This window comes from Acinetobacter sp. LipI_23 (genome assembly GCF_058243045.1).
The window spans coordinates 15,058-35,777 of the sequence record NZ_JBZAYJ010000002.1 but is presented as its reverse complement, the minus strand read 5'-3'; the positions used below and the strand labels follow the sequence as shown (position 1 = coordinate 35,777).

Annotated in this window: 17 protein-coding genes, 4 pseudogenes and 1 other annotated feature; of the genes and pseudogenes, 10 read left to right on the top strand and 11 right to left on the bottom strand. The window is 39.4% G+C overall.

Translation table 11 applies throughout. The features are described 5' to 3' along the window. Nucleotides 1-110: 110 nt before the first annotated feature. The 3 genes from AC4CVD_RS17340 to AC4CVD_RS17330 are packed head-to-tail and all read right to left on the bottom strand — an operon-like array spanning nt 111 to nt 6,132. The gene (locus AC4CVD_RS17340; protein ID WP_151208140.1) at nt 111-3,311 is read right to left on the bottom strand and encodes a site-specific integrase; all 3,201 of its coding nucleotides are present in this window, start codon (nt 3,309-3,311) and stop codon (nt 111-113) included. A gap of 4 nt (nt 3,312-3,315) precedes the next feature. Further along, on the bottom strand, nt 3,316-5,655 hold the full coding sequence (locus tag AC4CVD_RS17335; RefSeq protein WP_002058482.1) for a hypothetical protein: 2,340 nt from the start codon (nt 5,653-5,655) through the stop codon (nt 3,316-3,318). 12 nt (nt 5,656-5,667) lie between these two features. Next, nucleotides 5,668-6,132, bottom strand: coding sequence for a hypothetical protein (locus AC4CVD_RS17330; RefSeq protein ID WP_000911011.1), 465 nt, complete (start codon nt 6,130-6,132; stop codon nt 5,668-5,670). Between the two features lie 274 nt (nt 6,133-6,406). Between AC4CVD_RS17330 and AC4CVD_RS17325 the strand changes: the two genes are divergently transcribed. Together AC4CVD_RS17325 and AC4CVD_RS17320 are read left to right on the top strand one after the other, a co-directional pair. Next, the gene (locus AC4CVD_RS17325; RefSeq protein ID WP_457794680.1) at nt 6,407-6,574 is read left to right on the top strand and encodes a YhfG family protein; all 168 of its coding nucleotides are present in this window, start codon (nt 6,407-6,409) and stop codon (nt 6,572-6,574) included. Between the two features lie 12 nt (nt 6,575-6,586). Next, a pseudogene (locus AC4CVD_RS17320) lies at nt 6,587-7,183 on the top strand (putative adenosine monophosphate-protein transferase Fic). 27 nt (nt 7,184-7,210) lie between these two features. Here the strand turns inward: AC4CVD_RS17320 and AC4CVD_RS17315 are convergent. Further along, a complete protein-coding gene (locus tag AC4CVD_RS17315) occupies nt 7,211-7,312 on the bottom strand; it encodes an AlpA family phage regulatory protein (protein WP_419350460.1) in 102 nt (33 codons plus the stop codon). 219 nt (nt 7,313-7,531) lie between these two features. Here AC4CVD_RS17315 and AC4CVD_RS17310 point away from each other — a divergent pair. From AC4CVD_RS17310 to AC4CVD_RS17290, 5 genes and pseudogenes are all read left to right on the top strand, one after another. Next, nucleotides 7,532-7,784, top strand: a pseudogene (locus AC4CVD_RS17310) (hypothetical protein); the annotation flags it as partial. A 921-nt stretch (nt 7,785-8,705) separates the two neighbouring features. After that, entirely contained in the window at nt 8,706-9,011 is a 306-nt protein-coding gene (locus AC4CVD_RS17305) for a helix-turn-helix domain-containing protein (RefSeq protein WP_000366814.1), read from the top strand. After that, a complete protein-coding gene (locus tag AC4CVD_RS17300) occupies nt 9,011-9,205 on the top strand; it encodes a hypothetical protein (protein WP_490753561.1) in 195 nt (64 codons plus the stop codon). Before AC4CVD_RS17305 ends, AC4CVD_RS17300 begins: the two co-directional genes overlap by 1 nt. Beyond that, nucleotides 9,180-10,403 (top strand): annotated as a pseudogene (locus tag AC4CVD_RS17295) (IS3 family transposase). Before AC4CVD_RS17300 ends, AC4CVD_RS17295 begins: the two are co-directional and overlap by 26 nt. After that, nucleotides 9,455-9,571 (top strand) — a sequence feature (AL1L pseudoknot). It overlaps the preceding pseudogene by 117 nt. A gap of 40 nt (nt 10,404-10,443) precedes the next feature. Continuing rightward, a pseudogene (locus AC4CVD_RS17290) lies at nt 10,444-11,592 on the top strand (type II toxin-antitoxin system HipA family toxin); the annotation flags it as partial. Nucleotides 11,593-12,162: 570 nt separating this feature from the next. On the opposite strand, the gene AC4CVD_RS17285 reads toward AC4CVD_RS17290, so the two are convergent. The 6 genes from AC4CVD_RS17285 to AC4CVD_RS17260 form a co-directional block, all read right to left on the bottom strand. After that, nucleotides 12,163-12,507: an efflux RND transporter periplasmic adaptor subunit gene (locus AC4CVD_RS17285; RefSeq protein ID WP_198080491.1), complete on the bottom strand. Its 345-nt coding sequence runs from the start codon at nt 12,505-12,507 to the stop codon at nt 12,163-12,165. Further along, nucleotides 12,504-13,169 (bottom strand): TetR/AcrR family transcriptional regulator, encoded by a 666-nt coding sequence (locus tag AC4CVD_RS17280; protein WP_490753547.1) that lies wholly within the window; start codon nt 13,167-13,169, stop codon nt 12,504-12,506. Before AC4CVD_RS17280 ends, AC4CVD_RS17285 begins: the two co-directional genes overlap by 4 nt. 116 nt (nt 13,170-13,285) lie before the next feature. Then, nucleotides 13,286-14,506, bottom strand: coding sequence for an alpha/beta hydrolase (locus tag AC4CVD_RS17275; protein WP_490753546.1), 1,221 nt, complete (start codon nt 14,504-14,506; stop codon nt 13,286-13,288). Between the two features lie 311 nt (nt 14,507-14,817). Then, nucleotides 14,818-15,654, bottom strand: coding sequence for an NmrA/HSCARG family protein (locus AC4CVD_RS17270; protein WP_102077228.1), 837 nt, complete (start codon nt 15,652-15,654; stop codon nt 14,818-14,820). A gap of 101 nt (nt 15,655-15,755) precedes the next feature. Continuing rightward, on the bottom strand, nt 15,756-16,496 hold the full coding sequence (locus AC4CVD_RS17265; RefSeq protein ID WP_102077227.1) for an SDR family oxidoreductase: 741 nt from the start codon (nt 16,494-16,496) through the stop codon (nt 15,756-15,758). 286 nt (nt 16,497-16,782) lie between these two features. Next, nucleotides 16,783-17,292: a Tn7-like element transposition protein TnsE gene (locus tag AC4CVD_RS17260; RefSeq protein ID WP_490753560.1), complete on the bottom strand. Its 510-nt coding sequence runs from the start codon at nt 17,290-17,292 to the stop codon at nt 16,783-16,785. Here AC4CVD_RS17260 and AC4CVD_RS17255 point away from each other — a divergent pair. From AC4CVD_RS17255 to AC4CVD_RS17245, 3 genes are all read left to right on the top strand, one after another. After that, on the top strand, nt 17,269-17,973 hold the full coding sequence (locus AC4CVD_RS17255) for an IS6-like element IS1008 family transposase (RefSeq protein ID WP_001067783.1): 705 nt from the start codon (nt 17,269-17,271) through the stop codon (nt 17,971-17,973). The genes AC4CVD_RS17260 and AC4CVD_RS17255 overlap by 24 nt on opposite strands. Nucleotides 17,974-18,236: 263 nt before the next feature. Then, a complete protein-coding gene (locus tag AC4CVD_RS17250; RefSeq protein WP_005404852.1) occupies nt 18,237-18,623 on the top strand; it encodes a diacylglycerol kinase in 387 nt (128 codons plus the stop codon). A 39-nt stretch (nt 18,624-18,662) separates the two neighbouring features. After that, nucleotides 18,663-19,373, top strand: coding sequence for a phosphatase PAP2 family protein (locus AC4CVD_RS17245; RefSeq protein WP_120385344.1), 711 nt, complete (start codon nt 18,663-18,665; stop codon nt 19,371-19,373). Nucleotides 19,374-19,400: 27 nt separating this feature from the next. Here the strand turns inward: AC4CVD_RS17245 and AC4CVD_RS17240 are convergent, their stop codons facing one another. Then, nucleotides 19,401-20,720 carry a sensor histidine kinase gene (locus AC4CVD_RS17240; RefSeq protein WP_120385345.1) on the bottom strand — a complete coding sequence of 440 codons (1,320 nt, stop codon included), beginning with the start codon at nt 20,718-20,720 and terminating at the stop codon, nt 19,401-19,403.

The following is a 20,720-nucleotide window of genomic DNA, read 5'->3' as shown; positions in this document are numbered from 1 at the left end:
TTTAAATTCCCTTTATTATGAATCAAAGTTAGTATGATGCTTTTCATAAAGACAGTTTACTTATAACCAGAGAGATTTTTAAACAATTCCCCCTTTTCAGTTTGCTTAGGCTATTTGATCCAGAGTTCATCTTTTTGCATCATTTTTAACATTAAATTAAATATAACCAGCGGAGTAACATTTTTTTTGTTAGAGCCGACAACTCTTTGAAAACTAAATTTAACGGTTCGCTCAGGAGCATCCAAATTAACTGGGTAGTTTTGTTTTTCTAAATACAGATGATCTCCTAACATTGGCTCTATACCAGTAATAAAATTAACAATTTGTTGCTCATCACCTTTCATTCGGCATTGAAAATGTAGAAAATTCTTACGCAGTTTTCCAAATAATAATAATATTTTAAGCGCCTTAACCATGTTCTTTTCTTTCAGTGCATCTTGCTGCCTATCATCTTTATAATGAAAATCAAGGAGAGGAATTATTTCATCTGGACGAGTCAGTTTTTTAGCCTTTTCGTAAAGTTCATCAAACCAACTCTCTTCTAAATTCTTACTATAAACATAATTCGTTTTTAAATTAAATTTTTGGCGATCCATCCATTTAGTGCTCATCCATTGACATCGTTGCATCCATTCTTGAGCTTGGGTATCTTCGCTTAAACGACCTTCTCTAAAACTTATCAAACGTTGAAAAGGTGTCAGAGTACTCTTCTCTATACTAAACTTCTTTTCTTGTCGGCCAGCCATCGTAACTGGCTGTGTTTGCTGATAAGAATTAAACCATTTCTGCTGCTGAGTATAACGATTTAGGTTTATGTAGTCTGTACTTGACTTCACTGGACTAAAACACTGTTCTAATACTTTTTTTGAAATGATACACGGCGAATTATAAATTCGATCGACTGCTAATAAATCCAAAACATGAAGGTAATTTGAAGCCGTTTGCTCAATACTGCTATGCCCCATCCAAGAGGCGAGCACCTGCCATTTATGTTGAATAATCTCTTCTTGAGCACGTGCTTTCATACCAAACAATAAATCCCTCATCTTTTTTGCTTTTACCCAAGGACAATCTGTGTAGGTCTTGATCATTTCTTTTGAACCGAGCAAAGTTATTGCTAGATAGTTAGCAGCACTGTGGCGTAATGTATGAAAACTAAAGCCATGATGCATACCTAATATTTGACTAAACAAATCTACTGTAATTTTGCTGATACATTGATCAGTTAATACACGATGATTCACACTAAAAAGTAGATCATCCTGCTGATTAACCAAATATTGCTCATAACGATGTTGTATGTAACGTTGTACTACTAAAAACTCATGTTCTGACAATGCAATTTTCAATGGTATTTGACGATTCGCACTTCGCGTTTTCAGACGGCGATATGAATTGTCTTGGATATGAAGCGTGATATTATTAAAAACTGTATTTTCTTTTTCTTTATAAAGTAGCTCTGGGCAAATAATATCTTGTATTTTAAGACAACGAACTTCATTTAATCGAAGTCCAGTTCTATAACTTAGTAAATACATCAGCTTTAAACAACTCAGATGATCGACCCACTCTGATGCCGTTGGCTCTTGACTTAAATTTTCTAGTTTTTCCAATAATTTGCCAAATAGCAAAGGACTCACTAGCCGTGCATTGCAAATTTGTAAATGCTTAAAACTTGAATTCTGTAACACCAATACCCCTGGAGCATCATAATTCTCTATACAGAATTGATGAAAATCTTTTAGGCGACCAAAACGGTATTCTGCGCTTTGGTGCATCTTACGAGAGGTTTTTCCTTTCACCGAATCTCGTTGAACTGCTTTTTCATCACGTTCACTGCTGTATTTCAATAGCTGCCGATATAAATCCTCATAGTCATCTATGGATTGTTGCTTTAAATCTAATTTATTGAGCCAAATCTCAAATATAAATTCTTTGCCAAACGATCCTAAGTAGCTTTCAATAGTTGATAATTGAAGCCCTCGTTTTTTTAAATGCATTAACCAGTGAATTAAGCGTAGTTGAGCATCAATTAAAGACTTTTCCTCCGTATTAGCATCAACTATCTTCTCCTCTAACACCCTTCTAGTTTCTTGCCAAAAACGTAGCGTGCGTTCTTCTTTATTCCTCTTTTTATCTAAACGCTCAACTTTTTGACCTTTACGTTTCTTTTGACCAAACAACATCAACTCATACGGAATCGTTTGTAATTTGCTTTGAACAGTCGGAACTTCAGGAAGTAACTGCTCTTGTTCAAAATGAATAGGGCGATTATCTGCTTCTGTGACTTGATTGTAATCATTATTCCACAGCAATCTAAATTCGGATGGCCTTAAAGCAACAGTATTAATCTCTTGCTGAAGCACATTACTCAAAAATATATCTATGCTGAGGTTTGGATTAAATTCGAGTACCATTTGCACATCATTAAATGCACGAAATCCACGGCGTTTAATTTGATATTGCAGATCCCCAAGACTTTTTTTCCTGCCTATCTTACTCAAGCTTTCTAAAATACAATCTTCAACTGAATGTTGCAGACAAAATTCTTTCTGAGTAGCTTTCAACTTTTTTAAATATTGCAAAATGAACTGCGCATATGGGTTAAAAAAAACATGTTTCCATTGGTACAACTTTCCCTGTTCTACATCGTTGCCATATTGAGAGTTTTCAACACGATAATGTAGTAACAATGGATTAGTGATTTTTTTGTAGTCCGAATGGTATAACCGAAAACAATTCAGATCTGTACCAAGCTCAATGGCCTCCTGCAATTGCTTCTGAATAGCAATCAAATGCTGTTCATCTGCACAGCCTGAAATATATATAAAACTTAAGCATAAATTTCCCCATAAGTACTTTGGTTCATTCCAATATTCAAATGAATCTTGCCAATACTGCCTTAATTCCTTAAGTACATGGATATGTAGATGCCCCTGTTCTAACCGTGACTCTGTACTCTCAATTTTTCTAGGCAGTACGATCCGTTTAGTATGTGGATTTAGCTTAATTCTGTATGATTTTTTATCTACATTCTGGTTGAATTGCTTCCTTCTTTTATTAAATTCATCTTCAGTAAATTGCATCAGTTTTGATTGTTCGTCTCGGCTCAACTTTTGACTCAAACAATCAACACTATCTTTAATGTCATGCCATTTTTCAGCGATCAGCTGATCAAGTTTTTGCTGCATTTCTTTCGTCAATACTTCAGGTGGAGAAGGCTGTCTATCTAGCGACTTTTTCACCATTTTATGAATATCAACAAATAGATCATCTAGTTGTGGTTTTATTAGTTCTTTGATTTTTTGCATACAACTATTTTCGCTCTAAGTGTTTAATCGATAAAGATTTGACATTATCTTGCAATTGCTGGCGGGCTTGCTGTACATAGACATTCGGGATAAGTGAAGAATGCGGATGAAAAGCCTCTCGGTCACGTTGGTCATGACCATACAGGGCCTGAATTAAGTGAAAAGCTAATGCTGGTTTACCCTCTTGCTGCTCATGCATCAAAAAGTTCATGTCAAAATGACGTAACCAATTCGAATACATATTCTTTGGAAAGACTCCTTGCATATATGAATTCACCCATTTTCTCGATAAAGGGATTAACTTAATTTTCCTGCTCTGCCATTCTTTGACAGTTATCGGCAAGATATCTTTACTAAAAATGACCTTACCAAAAAGATCATTTACAGTTATCTTCTTCTTTGCAAAGACTTGTCTAAAAAATGAACCGTACGCTTCAATAATTTGTTCTAAAAAGGCAGTGTAATTTTGCAGTGTTTTTATGAAAAAATCAGATAAAGGGATAAAACGACCATCTTTTCTTGCTTTACTATTTTTTTTATCATTCACATATAAAAGCTTGAGCTCAACACAATAATCATCCAAATTCCCCAACAGGTTTTTTTTAGGCCGACTTGCCAAACTCAACAAACTGATATGCCACATCCAACACGCATATGCATTAAGTTGATTAATAATGTGCTTATCTTCTTGGATGTTTTCGTGACAATGTCTATGTAAAATATGGAATTGCTCTTTCACAAAATTGGGTTCAAGTGCCAGTTGGCTCCCTATCCTTCCTATAGATAATGCAGATTGCACTTTGAATTGTTGTTGCAATATTTTTAGTTCAGCCGTGTCTTCAGTAAAATGTGTGGAATGTGGTGTAAGTGCTTTTTCTAAAAAGGCTAGATATGTGCTACTGAGTTGAGTTTTCGGTAGCCCGCCATAATAGATACCAGGCATGTGATGCTGACTATCCCGCCCAGCAATTACATGAGCAAGATATTCATTATATGTTTCATAATATATATGAAAATATAATTGAGCCTGCAGTTTTTCTACAGTGATCGAACCTACAAACCGATTATCAAGCCAATTCTTAAGTTTCGTATTAATGTGTGTTGATGAAATTAGTGGATTCGATGCTTGTTCTATATAGTCAAACCAAGCAGAAGGTAAATGTAGTTGATGTGTCATCACTTCATTCCACCGCACATGATTTAAGCTCTTAATCTTCTGCTCTGTAATTTTAAGATTTAATTTGAGTAAATATTCGCGACGTCTACTTGAACCATTCTGGATCAAAATTCCATCTTGAATAAGCTCGTTAAAATCCATCAGTGCGACGGGTGATAATCCCGTCAAAAGTGACAATAAACATGCTGCAGCGATTGCAGCATCCCTCCAGTGCCCGGATAACTCGGTTCTCAACACATAAACAATTTGCTTCAGTATATCTGGCGCCAAATAATGTGGATTTGTAACAAAAGGAGCATGACGGCGCTGGCGATGCCGCATTAGATGCGTCGCATTATCGCTGAGTATATAATTTAAATTTTTAGACTTTTCATCTTCTGAATAAAACTCCATTTCAGGATCTAATAGATCAACTTCACCCTCTTCATCTTTGTGAAGAGCGGCATCATAAATACTGATCTTTGCGTTATGTCCAATATCTACTTGCTTACCCGTTTTAATTTCACGAAATTTTTTGAGTTCATTTTTCGTCGGCCATTGCAAAACTTTACTTTTTTTTGACTTACGCTGACGATGAACAACACGACGATCATCAAGTCTTTTAAAAATTATTAATAGAGCCGATAAATACTCTATGGCTTGTACTTGTTTGAAATCTTTAATATTAAAAAGTTGATTACGATCCTCCTTTTTCAAGTTACGTTCGTACATGACATAGCGATTTAGTAGCTCACTGCATTCTTGAAATAATTCAGCATGATTAGAATCCAGAACATATCGTGATACATAGCGAAAGAGATCACAAACATGTTTTTGCTTATTCTCAGCTTTATCAATTTTTGCAAATTCTTGATACTGCCGATATGTTAAAAAACTCGCTTGTAGAATCAAATAACGTTCAGACGACAGCTCTTGAGTATTACTAGTAGTCGGGCATGCAAAATAACTTAAAGAAGCTAGATAATAATATTTACCTAATTGTCTAGAACTAGATATATAGCCATATATCTGTTGTGCTTCCTTATATAGAGCATGGGCTTTTTCACGTAAATCATCTGATAGATCGACAAATTGTGTATTCACAACATGATTGCGTAATAAACAATAATCTTTTTGGAATTTTTCTGCTAAATCTAAGAATTGCTCTTCTGTTTCAATCTTTGGCATATTCGCTTTCGCTTAATTTTTTATCAAATTGCATTGGTTAAATTCATTACGATCTGAACAATTTGGTAAAAGTTGATCTTTTATTGAACTCTTTGTCAGCTTAAAAAATCTAGCAAAAAATTTAGCATCCAGCTCTTTCTGAGCTTTTCTCTCAAAGCACAAGTGTTGCTGTGATTTTTCGATAAAATCATCAAGATTATGTATCAACTGTAAGATTGCAACATAATTAGAATGTACACGTAAGCATGGCTCCGTTTGCATTAATAGCAATATTTTTTGCCAAATTTTCACATAGATTATTTTGAACTTTGCTTGTACTACTACTTTCTGGCTCTGTTTAATCTTTTTGATTTTCAGTAGTTCTGAGTTAATTTTTACTATCTTAAATTGAACATTTTGTCGCTCAAAGCAAAAGGGCATGATAAATTGCCCCATAAATATCTCTATATTTTTTACTAAATAGTCAAATTTTAACATTTTTATCGATATAAAAAATGAGCATATCTTTGTATATTAAAATTCATTTAATTTATCAACTAAATTTTCTCAAAATTACAATTATCAACAAATACATATGGTTTACTTATCATGGGTGGTCTAAATTTTAAAAATTCTTCCACTTTTTTTTAGTTTTCTGTTATTACATGAAACAATACCGTTGTATTACATTTTGAAATGCTGTGTATGCAGCATTGATCAAAAAGATTCTCTGCTATACTTACTTCACGTGTAGCATCAATGGAGTTTCGAAATGCTCAGAACCACTGAACAGAAAAAAAAATATATTCAAGCGACACGTGCGCAAAACTATCAAGCCAGCCTAAAGCTTGAAGGCATTACAACGACAGCTCAAACAACTCAACAAAGTAAAGCTGAAATCTTGCAAAAATATAAGAAGTATTCGCAACCCGAATCTTAGTCAGGTGCATGTATGGATAAATATGGGGAAATGGGTGACAGCCTGTATTGTTACCCTGGCACAAATATCCTAAAAAATAAACTCAATATTCGTGATGAACAAATTTTAGAACAAGCTGAACTGGAACTGTCTGGATTAGCAAGTAGCCTCATTGAATATGCTGAACCACCTTACGACTCACAATACTTAAAATCAATTCATGCGCAGCTCTTTGGCGACTTATACGACTGGGCAGGAAAGTTAAGACAAATCGATATTTCCAAAGGTGACACCCGTTTTTGTAATTTTTCCCTTATTGAAATTGAAACCAATAAATTACTTAAACCATTTCAAGAAAAAAGGTACTTTCAAGGCTTAGCATCACAACAATTGATCCCTCAACTTGCCGACTTGTAATGTGAGCTTAATGTCATACACCCATTCCGTGAAGGCAATGGACGTACACAACGGATTTTCTTTGAGCATCTGATTGCTCATTTTGGTTATGGTATTGATTGGTCTCGCATTGGCTCTCAACAACAATGGATTCAAGCCAATGTTGAAGGTTTTTATGGTAATTTAAATCCATTAATTCAGATTTTTGAAATATGCATTATTCAAAATACCTAAAATTTAAGTAGTCGGGGCCCACAATCCTTAATAAGCCATCATCTTTGCTTCATTCCACTGGTTAATTTCCCCAATAAACCAACAAACACGATTCTTAGAAATCTTAATACTTTTCGGGTAATTTAGGATCGTAATATTCAGATTACTTATCTAGAATTGAATAGATCGTTAACTTAGATAGACTTTTAAGCAATGTAACTTGCCGCATGTTTATCAACATATGTCCAAAAAAGTCTGCCCATACATAGATTTATGGCGTTTAGTGCTTAAATTTCAGATTAATCTTCGTCTGATGACCAGAATGGATGTTACAGATTACATGCAGGTGAATTGCTCTGTGGCTGTATCATGGCTTTTGTGTAATCCAATCCATTTGATCCAAATGTTCTCTTTTGCAATAAAGCAGCCTCTTCTGCTTTTCCTGCACCAACGAACTATGTCATTGATTTGATTCAATCGACAACAGTGATGCTGAATCAAATCTCCAAAGAAGGGATTAAATGCAAGAAATGTGGTAATAAAAATAGGGGATGGAAGTTATTACCCATCTAATTGGAACCAGCCCATGAGTCGAGATCAGTTGAATAAGTATCATTTTAAGTATAAGAGAAGGATGGCTCACCTCACTTCTCCGAATAACAACGCTATGCTTTTCAATCCAAGTTAGATATTGGCAACTACATTTCATTCTTCATCATGCTAGTCTTATAGCATGTAGACAATTACTACATCATTTGCATTCAATGCTCAATACAGCCTGTCAGCAGAACCGCAGCGATACTTTTTTTCGTGCATACATGTAGTGTTTAAATCCATTCATTTTTCAATGATCCTCTGCCGTTTATCACATTTATGGTCGATCTTTAACCTTGTGAAAAATGCACATACCGATCCCTTCAAACTGTCAAATTTATGTATGCATGACATTTAAAGAAAATTATCTGATCAATTTTTTTAGGTAAAATTCATCAAGAAAAAAGTTATTATTATTCATAACATCACCAATAACCACATAAAAACAATAATTTAATAAATTATTCTTCCAATTTTTTTATATTTAGTGTTATTACCTCTAAATCCATGTTTACCACCTTCTATTACATAAGTAATTTAGAAGTATCCACGATATAAATTGCTTGCCCTCACACCTCTCCCCTCTCACGCCCAAAAAATTTATACTGAAAGGCAGATTAAGCCCGTTCGAGTTACATATAGCCGCATGCTATATTGAAAGCATTAAGAAAATATCCTCAATATTTATAGGATTTTTAAAGTATGAACTAATTTTCGAAGAACCCTTTCTAAGTAATGTGACCTATTAGGAAAAATGAAAATACTGAAATCTCCGTATCAACAATCAGTCAAAGTACATCCTGATGATTTTCTGTAACCGATACCCAAGGACTATACCTACCCTTCTGATGTGCTGTGCAACAAAGCCCTCCTTAGCCACACTATAGCTATAGATTAATTCCATTATTTTGTGATTTAATTAAATTATTCATTCTTAAGACCCAATTTAATGGATTTATATTTCACTAAACCAGAAGAAGTTGTGACTCTTTTAGGTGAGCGTTTACGTAAGCAACGACTCTTTCTGGAGATGTCTCAAGCTGAGGTAGCAGCACGCGCTGGTGTCGGCGTGAATACAGTTTCGAATCTTGAAGCGGGACGAAATGTATCTGTTGAAAATTTAGTCCGTATTGCAATGGTCTTGGGTCGATTAAACGAACTTCAGGAACTATTTAAACCTCAGCTTAACAGTGTGAATGACATTCTTCGCTATGAGAGTCAAAGTAAGCGCCACCGTATTAAGAGGAAGGGATAATGCTCAATAGACTTAATGTTTATTACAACGGTTGGGGCGAATCATGGTTATGGGGAACGCTGATTAGTTCAACAGCCACGACAGGTAGACCCACCATTGCTTTTGAATATAGTCCAGATGAACCGTACCGGGTTTGTCGGAGAGTCAATATTCTGAGAGACTATCCCGATGACAAAATTAAAATATACCCCTGAAATCAGAGAAAGAGCGGTTCAATTATTGATTGAATCTGAAAAAGATTATCCTTCTACTTGGGCTGCAATCACAGCAATTGCGCCTAAGATTGGTTGTACTCCTGAAACACTTCGTGCCTGGCATCAAAAGCATTTAGATCAGCAAAATCCTATTAAAGTACAACAGATATCTGATCAAGAAAAAATGAAGCAAATGGAACGTGAAATTAAAGAATTAAAGCGTGCCAATGAAATTCTACGTAAAGCAGCCGCTTTTTTCGCCCAGGCGGAGCTCGACCGCCCACACAAATAATGGTGGATTTTATCCATAACAATAAGGCGTTATATGGTGTTGAGGCGATTTGTAGAATTTTACCGATCGCACCTTCAACCTATTACCGGACTCTAGATCTCTGTGAAAATCCAGAACATCGAGCAAAGCGAGATTTACATGACTTGCATCATGCTGAGGAGATTAAACGAATTTGGAAGGAAAGTTCAGGTCGATATGGTGTACGTAAAGTCTGGCAAAAACTGAAACGTGAAGGCTATATTATTGCGCGCTGTACAGTTGCTCGATTGATGCAAAAGCTAGGAATACAAGGTGTTTGGCGTGGTAAGAATAAACAGACCACCCGTAGCCGAGATGACCAAAAACGAGCAGATGATTTAGTGAAACGTAATTTTAGTGCTGATCGACCTGACCAATTATGGGTCAGTGACTTTACGTATATTCAAACTCATTCAGGCTGGGTCTATACCGCCTTTATTATTGATGTGTTCTCGCGAGCAATTGTTGGATGGAAAGTATCTACACGGATGAATACAGATATGGTGCTCGATGCACTTGAGCAAGCATTGCACGATCGAGGCATGCCAAAGAATGTGATTCATCATTCCGACAGGGGTGGGTGTGCAATATCTTTCGATTCGCTATACCAATCGTTTAGAAGCAGCAAATTTACGAGCATCAGTCGGTACAACTGGTGATTCATACGATAATGCTTTGGCTGAAACGGTGAATGGCTTATACAAAACAGAGGTGATTGAATATTTAAAAGCAGATTGGCAAGGTTTAGCAGATGTACAACTTGCGACACTAAACTGGGTAGATTGGTTCAATAAAAAGCGTGTACACAGTGCACTGGGTTATGTATCGCCTTTTGAGTTTGAAGCAATGTACTATGATAAGATTAACCCGTTAGGTCAGGTGGCCTAACTTAAATAAAAAAGTCTCCGACAAACCCGGTACGGTTCAAGAAGCAATACAGCAAGGTGTTGAGCTCTCTTCTTACTTGCTGCCTTTAAAAGGTCTACCATTCAGACAAGGTTTTCCTACTCATCAAATGGGACTCCCAGGTCCAGTCTATGACGCTTTACCAGATGGTTGGGGCATGATGTTGATGGATCGATATTTCAAAAAAATTGGCTTAAATTCAGCACGAATTGGACCTTTGGAGCGTCTGACCTATATTAGTAGTCACGCAATGGGTGCCCTCTCCTTTGAACCTTGTGTTGCTGACATGCAAACCTCAGAAAATATCCCTTTACAACAACTGGCCCAGGAAGTTCAAGAAGTACTCAAAGGTGAAGGTGGTGAATTTCTACAGCATTTATTGGTCATGGGTGGCTCCCCTCAAGGTGCCAGACCAAAAGCGTTGGTTTACCGAGATCCTGTCAATTTAGAGTTTTCGACTCAAGATTCTGATCAACATGAAGCCTGGCTGATTAAGTTTCCTGCTCAGCAAGAGCATCCTGAAGTCTGCGCCATTGAAGCCGTCTATGCAGAATGTTTGCGACTTTGTGCAATTGAGACTCCAGATACCCATTTCTTTAATTTGCCCAATGGTTTAACGGCTTTTGCTTCTAAACGATTCGATCGTCAAAATGGTATGCGGATTCCAATGCAGAGTTTGGCTGCATATACAGGAGCAGACTATAAAGTTCCAGGTAGCCTAGACTATCGCAATTTTCTCCGGGCAACCTTGATGTGTACGCAAGATGTACGAGAAAGATTGCATGCTTTTAAACGTGCTGTGTTTAATGTGCTTTTCAATAATCGGGATGACCATACTAAGAACTTTTCATTTCTCATGGAGAAGAATGGTCAATGGAAATTGGCTCCAGCCTATGATGTGACCTTCTGCGAGGGTCCAGGTGGTTATCATCAAATGGACATTATGGGAGAAGCGCTCAATATTTCCCGAAATGACATACATAAACTCGGTACTTCAGAAGCTAATCTGACTACTCTAGAAGTCGATGAGATCATCTTGACCATGCGTGAAATTGCACTTCAATTTAGTCAAATTGCGCAGCGCCTGTATCCCCATCAAATTCGAGAATCTACCCTACAGATGATTCAATCACGGATTCAACAGAATATTGATTTTTTAACTGAAACCTAAGCGTAAATATAAACTAAGCGCCAACCATCAACTGCAAATAGACTTTGATATAGTTAGTCGCTACATAATCTGTAGAACCTGTGAATTAGCTCTCTTTATAATCACGAATATTAGATGGATCACCGCTAAGATATATTCTGCAAACGTGAAATCACTACATCCAGATCGAAAATCACTAAGAAAAAACTGTCACCAAAAAAAGGTCTGCACTATGGATAGATGCAGACCAAACTCTGGATAACTACCAGCACGAGAAATATGTCGCAATTTTGCATAGACATGAATTTGATAAAATCAGCCCAGAAAGCCAGAAATTCATAAAAACTATTTCATCAATCCCCTATAACTTAATCACGTTCATGGTCGATCTTAAATCTTGTGAAAAGTACTCATGCTGACCTAGCCAAACTGTAAAACTCATGTATTCATAGCCTTTAAATGAATCTTTCAATCGGTATATTTAAGGTAAAAACTAGTAATCAGAAGTTATTATCACCCCCATATAAAACAAGGATCAACTTAAAAACAATAACTTAGTAAATTATTCTTCCATTTTTTTTATATTTAGTGTTATTCAGACTGCGCGAGACTTAACTCATAATCCAAAGGATCAATTCTCAGCAAAAGTGTGTTTGCGGGCACAATTCTTCCCCGCTCTAACTCAGGAGCAATGTAGATAATACGTCCCGACACTTCTGCAATTCCCTGCCACTCAGTTTTTGGGGTAACGCGACCATACCCAACCACCAGTGGTGCTAAACTTTGCTTGCTTAGAGAAATAACATCCACTAATCGCTCTTTAGATTGGACGGCTTTTAATTCGGGCGTTGATTTACTGTTGATAGCAAATACAAAAATAACGCCCCCCACTAAAGCCGCTGGAATGAATAACCATCGTCTACTAAAGCGGCTCATAAATCTTCCTCGCTCTGCTTTAAAATACCCTGCTCAAGCAACTTCACATTATGTTCAAGCAAAGCCATTAGGCTCGCTTCATTACGTTCCATATTCATTAATTTGAAAGCCGTATCAGGGAGTAAAAAAGGGCATATCATCAAGCTGATACAACTCAATTGGGCAAGATCAATATCCACGCCTTCTTTCAAGTTTGGAAGTTGGCTGTTAGTTAATTGAATAACCGGTAGAACAAAACTCGACATGTGCTTTATGAGAACATCTCTTGCTTCGTCCCCTTCAGGGCGGTCCATCAATCGAGCAATAAGACGAGGAAAACCAGGATGTGGGGTCATCATCTGATAGTAGACACGCATTTTGGTCTGAAAACTGAAGGAGTCGCGAGATTCTTTGCGTATAAATTCACTCATGGGTGCAAAGGTGTCTTGCAACATGGCTTCGAGTAAGCCAGCTTTATTTTTAAAGTAATAACGAATGAGTGCGATATTGACATCCGCCCGCTCTGCAACCAGGCGAGTAGAGACTTTTTCGTAAGGAAGTCGAATGAACAACTGGCGAGAAGCGTCAATCAGTCTTTTACGAGCGTCACTTTCACCGCCAGTAGGTCGACCCACTTTTTTTTGTTCCAAAGGAACATTTTGAGCTGAATGTTCATCAGACATAAATCTGGCTCTCATTACTTAATTAATCGTATGATTAATATTCTAGAGAGTACCGATTAAAATGGCAGCGATTTAATTCCCTAAAAATATCGAAAGTGATGAATTTATCTGAACCTTTAGCCGCCTAACACATCAAACATGACAGCGTTTTGCCATGAAAAATAGGGGTTATATGTTAATCTGGCGTGTACTTTTCCCTCTTCATGATACCCCCAGGCAGAAAACCACAACGGCGAGCCATTTTCACACGCCTTTCTTTCTTCAGCGTTCATATTGTTAAAACAAATACGTAATTGTCCCTGACTTCCGTACAGCGGGTTATCTGGTGAAAACAGCACTCCCATGTGTGAAAATTGACTGATACGCTGCGCGTCGATTCTATCCGTTCGAACTAGTATTCTTGAAGTATCTGAGGCTTCAACAGGCAATTTTCCATACCAAATAAATCGGCTATTAGGATTGGTAAAATTGTGTTGGAACACTTCTAAAAGATATGGCGTATCTATCACCGAATCGTGCTCAGTCGCCACTATCAGCACAGGTTTGTCATAAGGTTTTTCAAGGAGTTTTTGAGCTAACACGCTGGTTCGATAATATTGTGCAAATCCATTGGTAGGCACTGTCATGTAACGCACTGGTGTTTGGATATCAACATCACTGTCAGGAGTCATTAACCATGGCTTCACCTTTGACAACGCTGGCGTTATCCACTGAAACGGCACTCTACTTTTAAAACCCGGAGAAAATAATGCAAGACCCGCAATAGAAGGATGTTGATAGGCATAGTCAAGAATAAGATTTGCTCCTGTCGAAAAGCCTCCCAAGTACACCTTTCCTGGAACATCCTTCTCTAGTTGTTTCGCTTGTTGATGTACAACTTCCTGCCACTGTTCAGCACTCACATCCAACATATCATCAGGAGACGTTCCATGCCCAGGCAATAAAACCGTTCTGACTAAATAGCCTTGTTCCGATAATGCCACTGCAAGATCACTAAACGACCAAGGGGAATCACCTAATCCATGTACCAGCAATATTCCCTTAGTTGGTTTGCTTCCTTCCGGAATATGTTTGGGTGTCCATTCATTCGGGGAGTTGAAAATCAGCTCATCTTCTTGTGCCATCTGCTGAAACACTCGATGTGCCTTTACATCGCTAATGGTTTGTTGTTGATAAATGTTAAATGCTAAAGAATGAATGTCTTGTTCAGTGGTATTCAACCCTGAACATCCGATGAGGCCAACCAATATCACCAACGCTAACGCTAGTGCTGAAAACACGCCAAAGACTCTTCCAATGTGAAAACGTTGATTCATCGATATTTTTGATTGCGACATTGCCTAACCTTTACTGACCAGTACTCAACACGGAGCCTGAATAGACCCAGAGATAAAATTAATCAAGTGATTACATATTACTCACAAAGCCTAAAAGTTCCGATGGGAATAATTCATCCGATTTAGGGGAAATGATGAATTTCTAGCAAATACTCAACATGGTGTTTTAATACTTCACGACAACTGAATTTGCTTCACTTAGTTCCGAACACTCCTTATAGGCTGTCATACCTTTTGTAGATGTGTCCTTAATAATAGGAGTAGACCTCCTTAATCCGAAAAAACGGAGTATTCAGCTACAGCTTTTACTCTCACTCACACCTGAACATATGCATCAACTCTTCGAAATAAGCCCGAAGTGTCCGCGGCTCTCGCCCAAGAATAGAGCGAAGAGTGAGAGGATTACCCAGTAGGCCGCTATGGTCATAGTGCTCAAACATGGTAAGCATGTCCTTCGGCACATTACCCAATTTGTTGCGATCAAGCGTGGCATAGCCAACTTTCTTACCAAGAACCTGACTCAGGAGTTCAGCCACACCATGACGAGTTAGAATATCGGGAGCGCATAGCTCGAAGGTTCCAAATGCTAAACGATCCTCAGTCAGCGCAATAGCCGCCACGTCTGCAACATCGCGATAATCTACGCGGCTGAAGCGGGTGTCAGCGGACCATGGTTCAGCCAAGATACCTGTTTCAACAATCCGATCCCACGACGCGGCATAGTTTTGATACAACATGGTTGGATGAAGGATCGTGTATTCCAGTCCAGAATTGACCAACACTTCTTCGACCAATGCCTTGGCAGCATGGTTAGGCAAGTTTAATACAGGGTGTATTACCGACGAAAACACCAATTTCCGCACACCGGCACGCTGTGCCGCCTGAATGATATTTTTACCGTATTGCACCTCTTCTGGAGCGAAAACAGGGCCGATGTGAAAGACCCCCTCGACTCCTTCCATCGCCGCATCTAGGCTAGCGGGATCAGATAAATCACCAATGGCGACTTCCGATGCTCCACGCGTTTTTGCTAATTGCATTTGCTCTGGTCTGTGAACAAGTCCACGAACAATCGCACCACGGCGAACAAGCGCTGGCACGATTTCTCCAGCCAACGTACCCGCAGCGCCTACTGCTAAAATAGTCATGAGATGACTCCTCAACCGCCTGCTAATTTATCCTGTTTGGCACCCAGCCAACCTGGGTATTAGGCCCGCTGTGGCTACAGCCACAGCGGGCCTCGGACTGTTTAAGATCGATTATTCATTCGTTCAAACAGAGCCTCGCCTAAGCGTCGCGTATCGACTGAAACGCCCACAAGAACTTCATTCTGGCCTGCTTCAAGCTGAGCCATCGTTTCGGTAGCGAACTCTTCCGGTGTGACCATCATGCGGTTGGATGTTCCTTCACTGCGTGTACCGCCACCAAGACCAGTGTCGACGATAGGCGGAGCAATTTCTACGACCCGAACACCTGTCGATTTCAACTGATGACGAAGGCTGAGAGTGAAGGAGTGAATCGCTGCTTTTGTGGCGCAATAAACTGGAACATCCGCCATCGGTGAAAAGGCAAGGCCTGAACTGATATTAATAATGGCAGCCTGTTCCTGCTGCTTGAGGAGGGGCAATAACTCAATAATCAGATGGATGGGGGCAGTTAAATTAATAGCCACCTCTTGATCAAGCGATTCTCCAGCAGGATCGTGGTTAAAATCACGATGGTACTGAACACCCGCATTGTTGATGAGAATATTGAGATTAGGATGGTCGGTTTTTAGCCATTCGACCATTGATTGGCGACTCTCAGTATCGGTAACGTCGCAGACACGTGTGATTAAAGTTGGCACTGCTACCTGTGCCTTGCGTAGCGCTGCTTCGTTTCGCCCGCAGATAATAACGAGGTTTCCCCGATCAGAAAGTTGCTGTGCCAACGCAAAGCCAATACCAGTTGCACCGCCAGTGATAAGAATAGTATTTGATGTAAGGTTCATGGGCGAACACCTCTCAGTTACAAGTAGTTGAAGAAGGTGTGCCAACAAGAGGTTGGGATTCCCGCAGACACACCAAAAGCCCAGCAAAAAAGCTGGTTCTGGTGTCGCGGATACCCAAAAGAGGGAGAGTTGCCACCTTTGCGTAGGTAGTGACCGGGCTACCATCCGGTCTGCACTCTTTCGACATGAACGTTCTATCACACCTCATACAGATTGGCAATCATCTTGCTCATTATTCCATTTGCGTGAGGGTAGTGCGTTCTGCTCAGTAATCACACTGTTGATATTAATCCATGTCTCCACAAACCCTTTCAGCCCAACGAAGGATCGTCTCTTGGTCCAACAACGATTTGCTTTCGGATGGGGACTTTGGATGAGAAACGCGTTTAAATCCACTGCCGAATATCTTTTTAAGAAATTTGCTTGGCCAAACCAAGGAGCTTTTTAATAACCTAATTTCCAGTTCTCGGATTGTTCGTTCCCAATCAAACAACACATCCTGCTGTTTCAACAGCAGCGTTGATAACTTATTCTTGTTGTCGGAAGTATCCACTTCTATCAATGCAAACTCTTGACCATCCTTTTTAATTCGATGGAAAGCGAGGCAACGCGGGTTGCCATCATCAAGCAAGTGTTTGGAGTAACCATCAATAGTGGGAAGCTTTCGGATTTCCCTGTGGATATGGCGGCAACCAGACGTGCCAACCAAGGCACTGTTGCAAATAGGCTGACATGATAAGCTAAATATCTTATTTATTTCGAGATACAGCAGATGAATCCCTTCCATGGTCGGCACTTTCAAGGTGAAATCATTCTTTGGGCTGTTCGTTGGTATTGTAAATATGGCATCAGCTATCGTGAACTTCAAGAAATGCTCGCTGAACGAGGCATAAATGTGGATCACAGTACAATTTATCGTTGGGTTCAGCGTTATGCTCCAGAAATGGAAAAACGGTTACGCTGGTATTGGCGTAATCCTACAGATTTACATTCATGGCATATGGATGAGACTTATATCAAAGTGAAGGGGCGATGGACTTACCTGTATCGTGCAGTTGATCAACGTGGTCATACGATTGACTTTTACCTTTCCGCTAGACGGAACAGTAAATCAGCCTATAGTTTTCTAGGAAAGATCTTCAATACGGTGAAAAAATGGCAAATTCCACGGGTCATCAATACAGATAAAGCAGCGACCTATGGCCATGCTTTATCACGATTAAAGCGAGAAGGAAAATGTCCAGTAGATATTGAGCACAGGCAGATTAAGTATAAAAATAATGTCATTGAATGTGATCATGGTAAGTTAAAGCGGATCATCAGGGCCACATTAGGATTCAAATCTATGAAGACGGCTTATGCCACAATTAAAGGTATTGAAGTCATGCGTGCACTACGTAAAGGACAAGCATCGTCATTTTATTATGGTCAGCCTCAAGGTGAAGTGTGTCTAATCAACAGGGTTTTCGGTCTCTAAGCACTTTTAAAAAGGAACTTCATCGACTCAAATCTCTATTTGCAACAGTGCCATAAATAAACAGCTTTTTTACACAAACATTCAAAAGGTGAATTCTCCCCAATCCATTCAAATTAATTTTTTTATATGAAAGCTGATTGAAATACACATCTAGATCATAAATCTGATTAGATAAATGCGGATCAAATCGACATCCATTTTTAAGAGAGTTTTAAGGTTAAGAACTTAAATTAATCAAATTTCGTCTTAACTGAATCATTTCTATGTCCCCTGATCGTTCACTTTATAAAGGCACTTCCGGAATACAACGTATTTTCAATGCTACCCGTTATTCCATGGCTGGTTTGAAAACCGCCTTTCAAAATGAGGCCGCCTTCCGGCAGATCCTGCTGATTAATCTTATTTTGATTCCTCTAAGCTTTTGGATGCCAGTTAGCCGAGTTGAGCAAGCGCTCATGGTCGCCGTGTGCCTGTTGGCGCTGATCATTGAACTGATTAACTCAGCGATAGAGGCAGTGGTAGATCGTATTTCCATGGAACGGCATGAACTGTCTAAAAATGCCAAGGATATGGGCAGTGCGGCTCAGTTTGTAGCACTTAGTTTAATTGCCCTGACCTGGGGCATCATTTTGGCTGGTCATTTGATTTGACCTCTGCTCTTGCTACTGCCTGAAATGGACAACTTAAAAATGATCACTGACCGTTCCCGGTTTTTACTGACCCAAACTTTACTTTTGATCTTCAGTTTTTTGATTCTTCTCAACTTCTTTGACATTGGAGGAGTGCTGGACTTACAGCTCATCTATCCCTTTATCGATGATCATGGTCAATTTCCACTTCGAAAACAATGGGCACTGGCAGAACTCAATCATCGCTATGTGAAAGACCTGCTGATTCTGGTGTATATCACATTATTACTGGCCTGGTTGGCATCACTAAAATGGCAGAACTGGCATACGCGGCGCTGGGAATTTGGCTATTTTTTTAGCATGGTGGTGCTGACCACGGCCTCGATCGGAATTTTAAAATCTCAGTCGGCCCATGCCTGTCCCTGGGATATGACCATACCTACCCATAACGGGATTTTGTGGGATTTTAGTGCTACTGCGGGCCACTGTTTTCCTGGAGGGCATGCATCTAGTGGTTTTGCGTTGATGGCTGGTTATTTTGTTTATCGCATTTCTAACCGCAAGCGTGCTTATTTTCTTCTGATCGCTGCAGTAATTTTAGGGTTGACCATGGGCTGGGCACAAATGATGCGCGGAGCACATTTCCTGAGTCATAATTTATGGACTGGCTGGATTATCTGGTGCATGAATGTCATTGGCTATACGCTGTTTAGCCATAAACTACCCATAGAAAAGACCACTCCTATACTCTCTAGTATCAGGCAACCTTAACTCCAAAAAAACCAGAAGCTTATTCGCTTAGGCTTCGATTAAAGGAAGCTTGACCTGTACACAAAGGCCACTCAGATTGGTACTTCGCGAAAATTCTAGTGTTCCACCCAAGCGCTCGGTGGCTTTATCTACAATGGATAAACCCAAACCGCTGCCAATTTCTGCATGGTTATGTATCCGGTAGAAGCGTTGCCGGATCTGATTGAATTGAGCAGGATCTATCCCTGCCCCACTGTCTTCAATTTGTAAAACCGCCTGCCGTCCTTGCTGGAAAATAGATACATTAATCACGCCATCCTTCGGACTATATTTAATTGCATTATCAATTAAATTATAAATAATCGAGTGCAAGGCCGAAGCTTGGCCCTGAATCAACAGTTCCTGCTGCTGTTCTACGCCCAAATCAATGTCTTTCTGTAGCGCCAATTGAATTAGTTCTTCGATACAGGTGACTGTCATTTGATTCAGTGATAGCAATTGAACAGGTTCGCTTAAACCTTCGGTCACATCCTGTTTGGCCAGACTCAATAACTGGTTGACCAGATGCTGCATACGCAAAATGCCTTGACTCAAATTATGGATAGACTCGCTTTGAGGGAACTGCTGTAGCAAAATTTGCAGCTGTAAGTTTAGTGCTGTCAGTGGCGTGCGTAATTCATGGGCAGAATCTGCTACAAATTGACGTTGTTCCTGTTGGGCCAGAGAAATGCGGCCAAACAAATAATTCATTTCCTGAATGGTCGGTTCCAGCTCCAAGGGATAATCTTTCATTGCAATTGGCTTTAAGTCTTGTGCCTTGCGGCTGGCCAATTCAGTTTTAAAATCATTGAGCGGCTGAAAATTTTTCCGGATCATCCAGCCTAAGCCAAATACTGCAAAAGGCAAGAAAAGCACATAAGGAAGAAACATATTGGCTGCCAGCTCCAGCGCCAGTTCCTGCCGGACATTTTGCTGCTGGCTCACCTGAATCTGTAATTGCTTACCAGGAATAATATAAGTTAACCAGGTTCCATACGGCGTTTGATGCTTGTAGAAACCTGCTTTCCTGACCGGCGCCACCAGAACATCCTGCAGATGCAAGGAAGTGGCTGTATCTGTATAGGACCAGATATCTACAAATAAATCTTCTTCACTGTATTGTTTTGCCAGATCGATTTGACTTTGCAGGGGCTGCGGATGATTTTCTGAAATGCGCTCTGCCAGGCTTTGCATCTGTTTATCCAGTACTTCATTAATTTCTTCGAGCGCAATCCGGTATGCAGCAAAGATCAGCACACAGCCCAGCACCACGCTAAACAGTGAAATATAAATAACTAGACGTTTTTGCAAGGAATAACGTTTCTGCAT

Coding starts and splice junctions, on each gene's coding strand:
- AC4CVD_RS17340 (WP_151208140.1), bottom strand. CDS start 3,311: ATGCAAAAAATCAAAGAACTAATAAAACCACAACTAGATGATCTATTT.
- AC4CVD_RS17335 (WP_002058482.1), bottom strand. CDS start 5,655: ATGCCAAAGATTGAAACAGAAGAGCAATTCTTAGATTTAGCAGAAAAA.
- AC4CVD_RS17330 (WP_000911011.1), bottom strand. CDS start 6,132: ATGTTAAAATTTGACTATTTAGTAAAAAATATAGAGATATTTATGGGG.
- AC4CVD_RS17325 (WP_457794680.1), top strand. CDS start 6,407: ATGCTCAGAACCACTGAACAGAAAAAAAAATATATTCAAGCGACACGT.
- AC4CVD_RS17305 (WP_000366814.1), top strand. CDS start 8,706: ATGGATTTATATTTCACTAAACCAGAAGAAGTTGTGACTCTTTTAGGT.
- AC4CVD_RS17300 (WP_490753561.1), top strand. CDS start 9,011: ATGCTCAATAGACTTAATGTTTATTACAACGGTTGGGGCGAATCATGG.
- AC4CVD_RS17285 (WP_198080491.1), bottom strand. CDS start 12,507: ATGAGCCGCTTTAGTAGACGATGGTTATTCATTCCAGCGGCTTTAGTG.
- AC4CVD_RS17280 (WP_490753547.1), bottom strand. CDS start 13,169: ATGTCTGATGAACATTCAGCTCAAAATGTTCCTTTGGAACAAAAAAAA.
- AC4CVD_RS17275 (WP_490753546.1), bottom strand. CDS start 14,506: ATGTCGCAATCAAAAATATCGATGAATCAACGTTTTCACATTGGAAGA.
- AC4CVD_RS17270 (WP_102077228.1), bottom strand. CDS start 15,654: ATGACTATTTTAGCAGTAGGCGCTGCGGGTACGTTGGCTGGAGAAATC.
- AC4CVD_RS17265 (WP_102077227.1), bottom strand. CDS start 16,496: ATGAACCTTACATCAAATACTATTCTTATCACTGGCGGTGCAACTGGT.
- AC4CVD_RS17255 (WP_001067783.1), top strand. CDS start 17,269: ATGAATCCCTTCCATGGTCGGCACTTTCAAGGTGAAATCATTCTTTGG.
- AC4CVD_RS17250 (WP_005404852.1), top strand. CDS start 18,237: ATGTCCCCTGATCGTTCACTTTATAAAGGCACTTCCGGAATACAACGT.
- AC4CVD_RS17245 (WP_120385344.1), top strand. CDS start 18,663: ATGATCACTGACCGTTCCCGGTTTTTACTGACCCAAACTTTACTTTTG.
- AC4CVD_RS17240 (WP_120385345.1), bottom strand. CDS start 20,720: ATGCAGAAACGTTATTCCTTGCAAAAACGTCTAGTTATTTATATTTCA.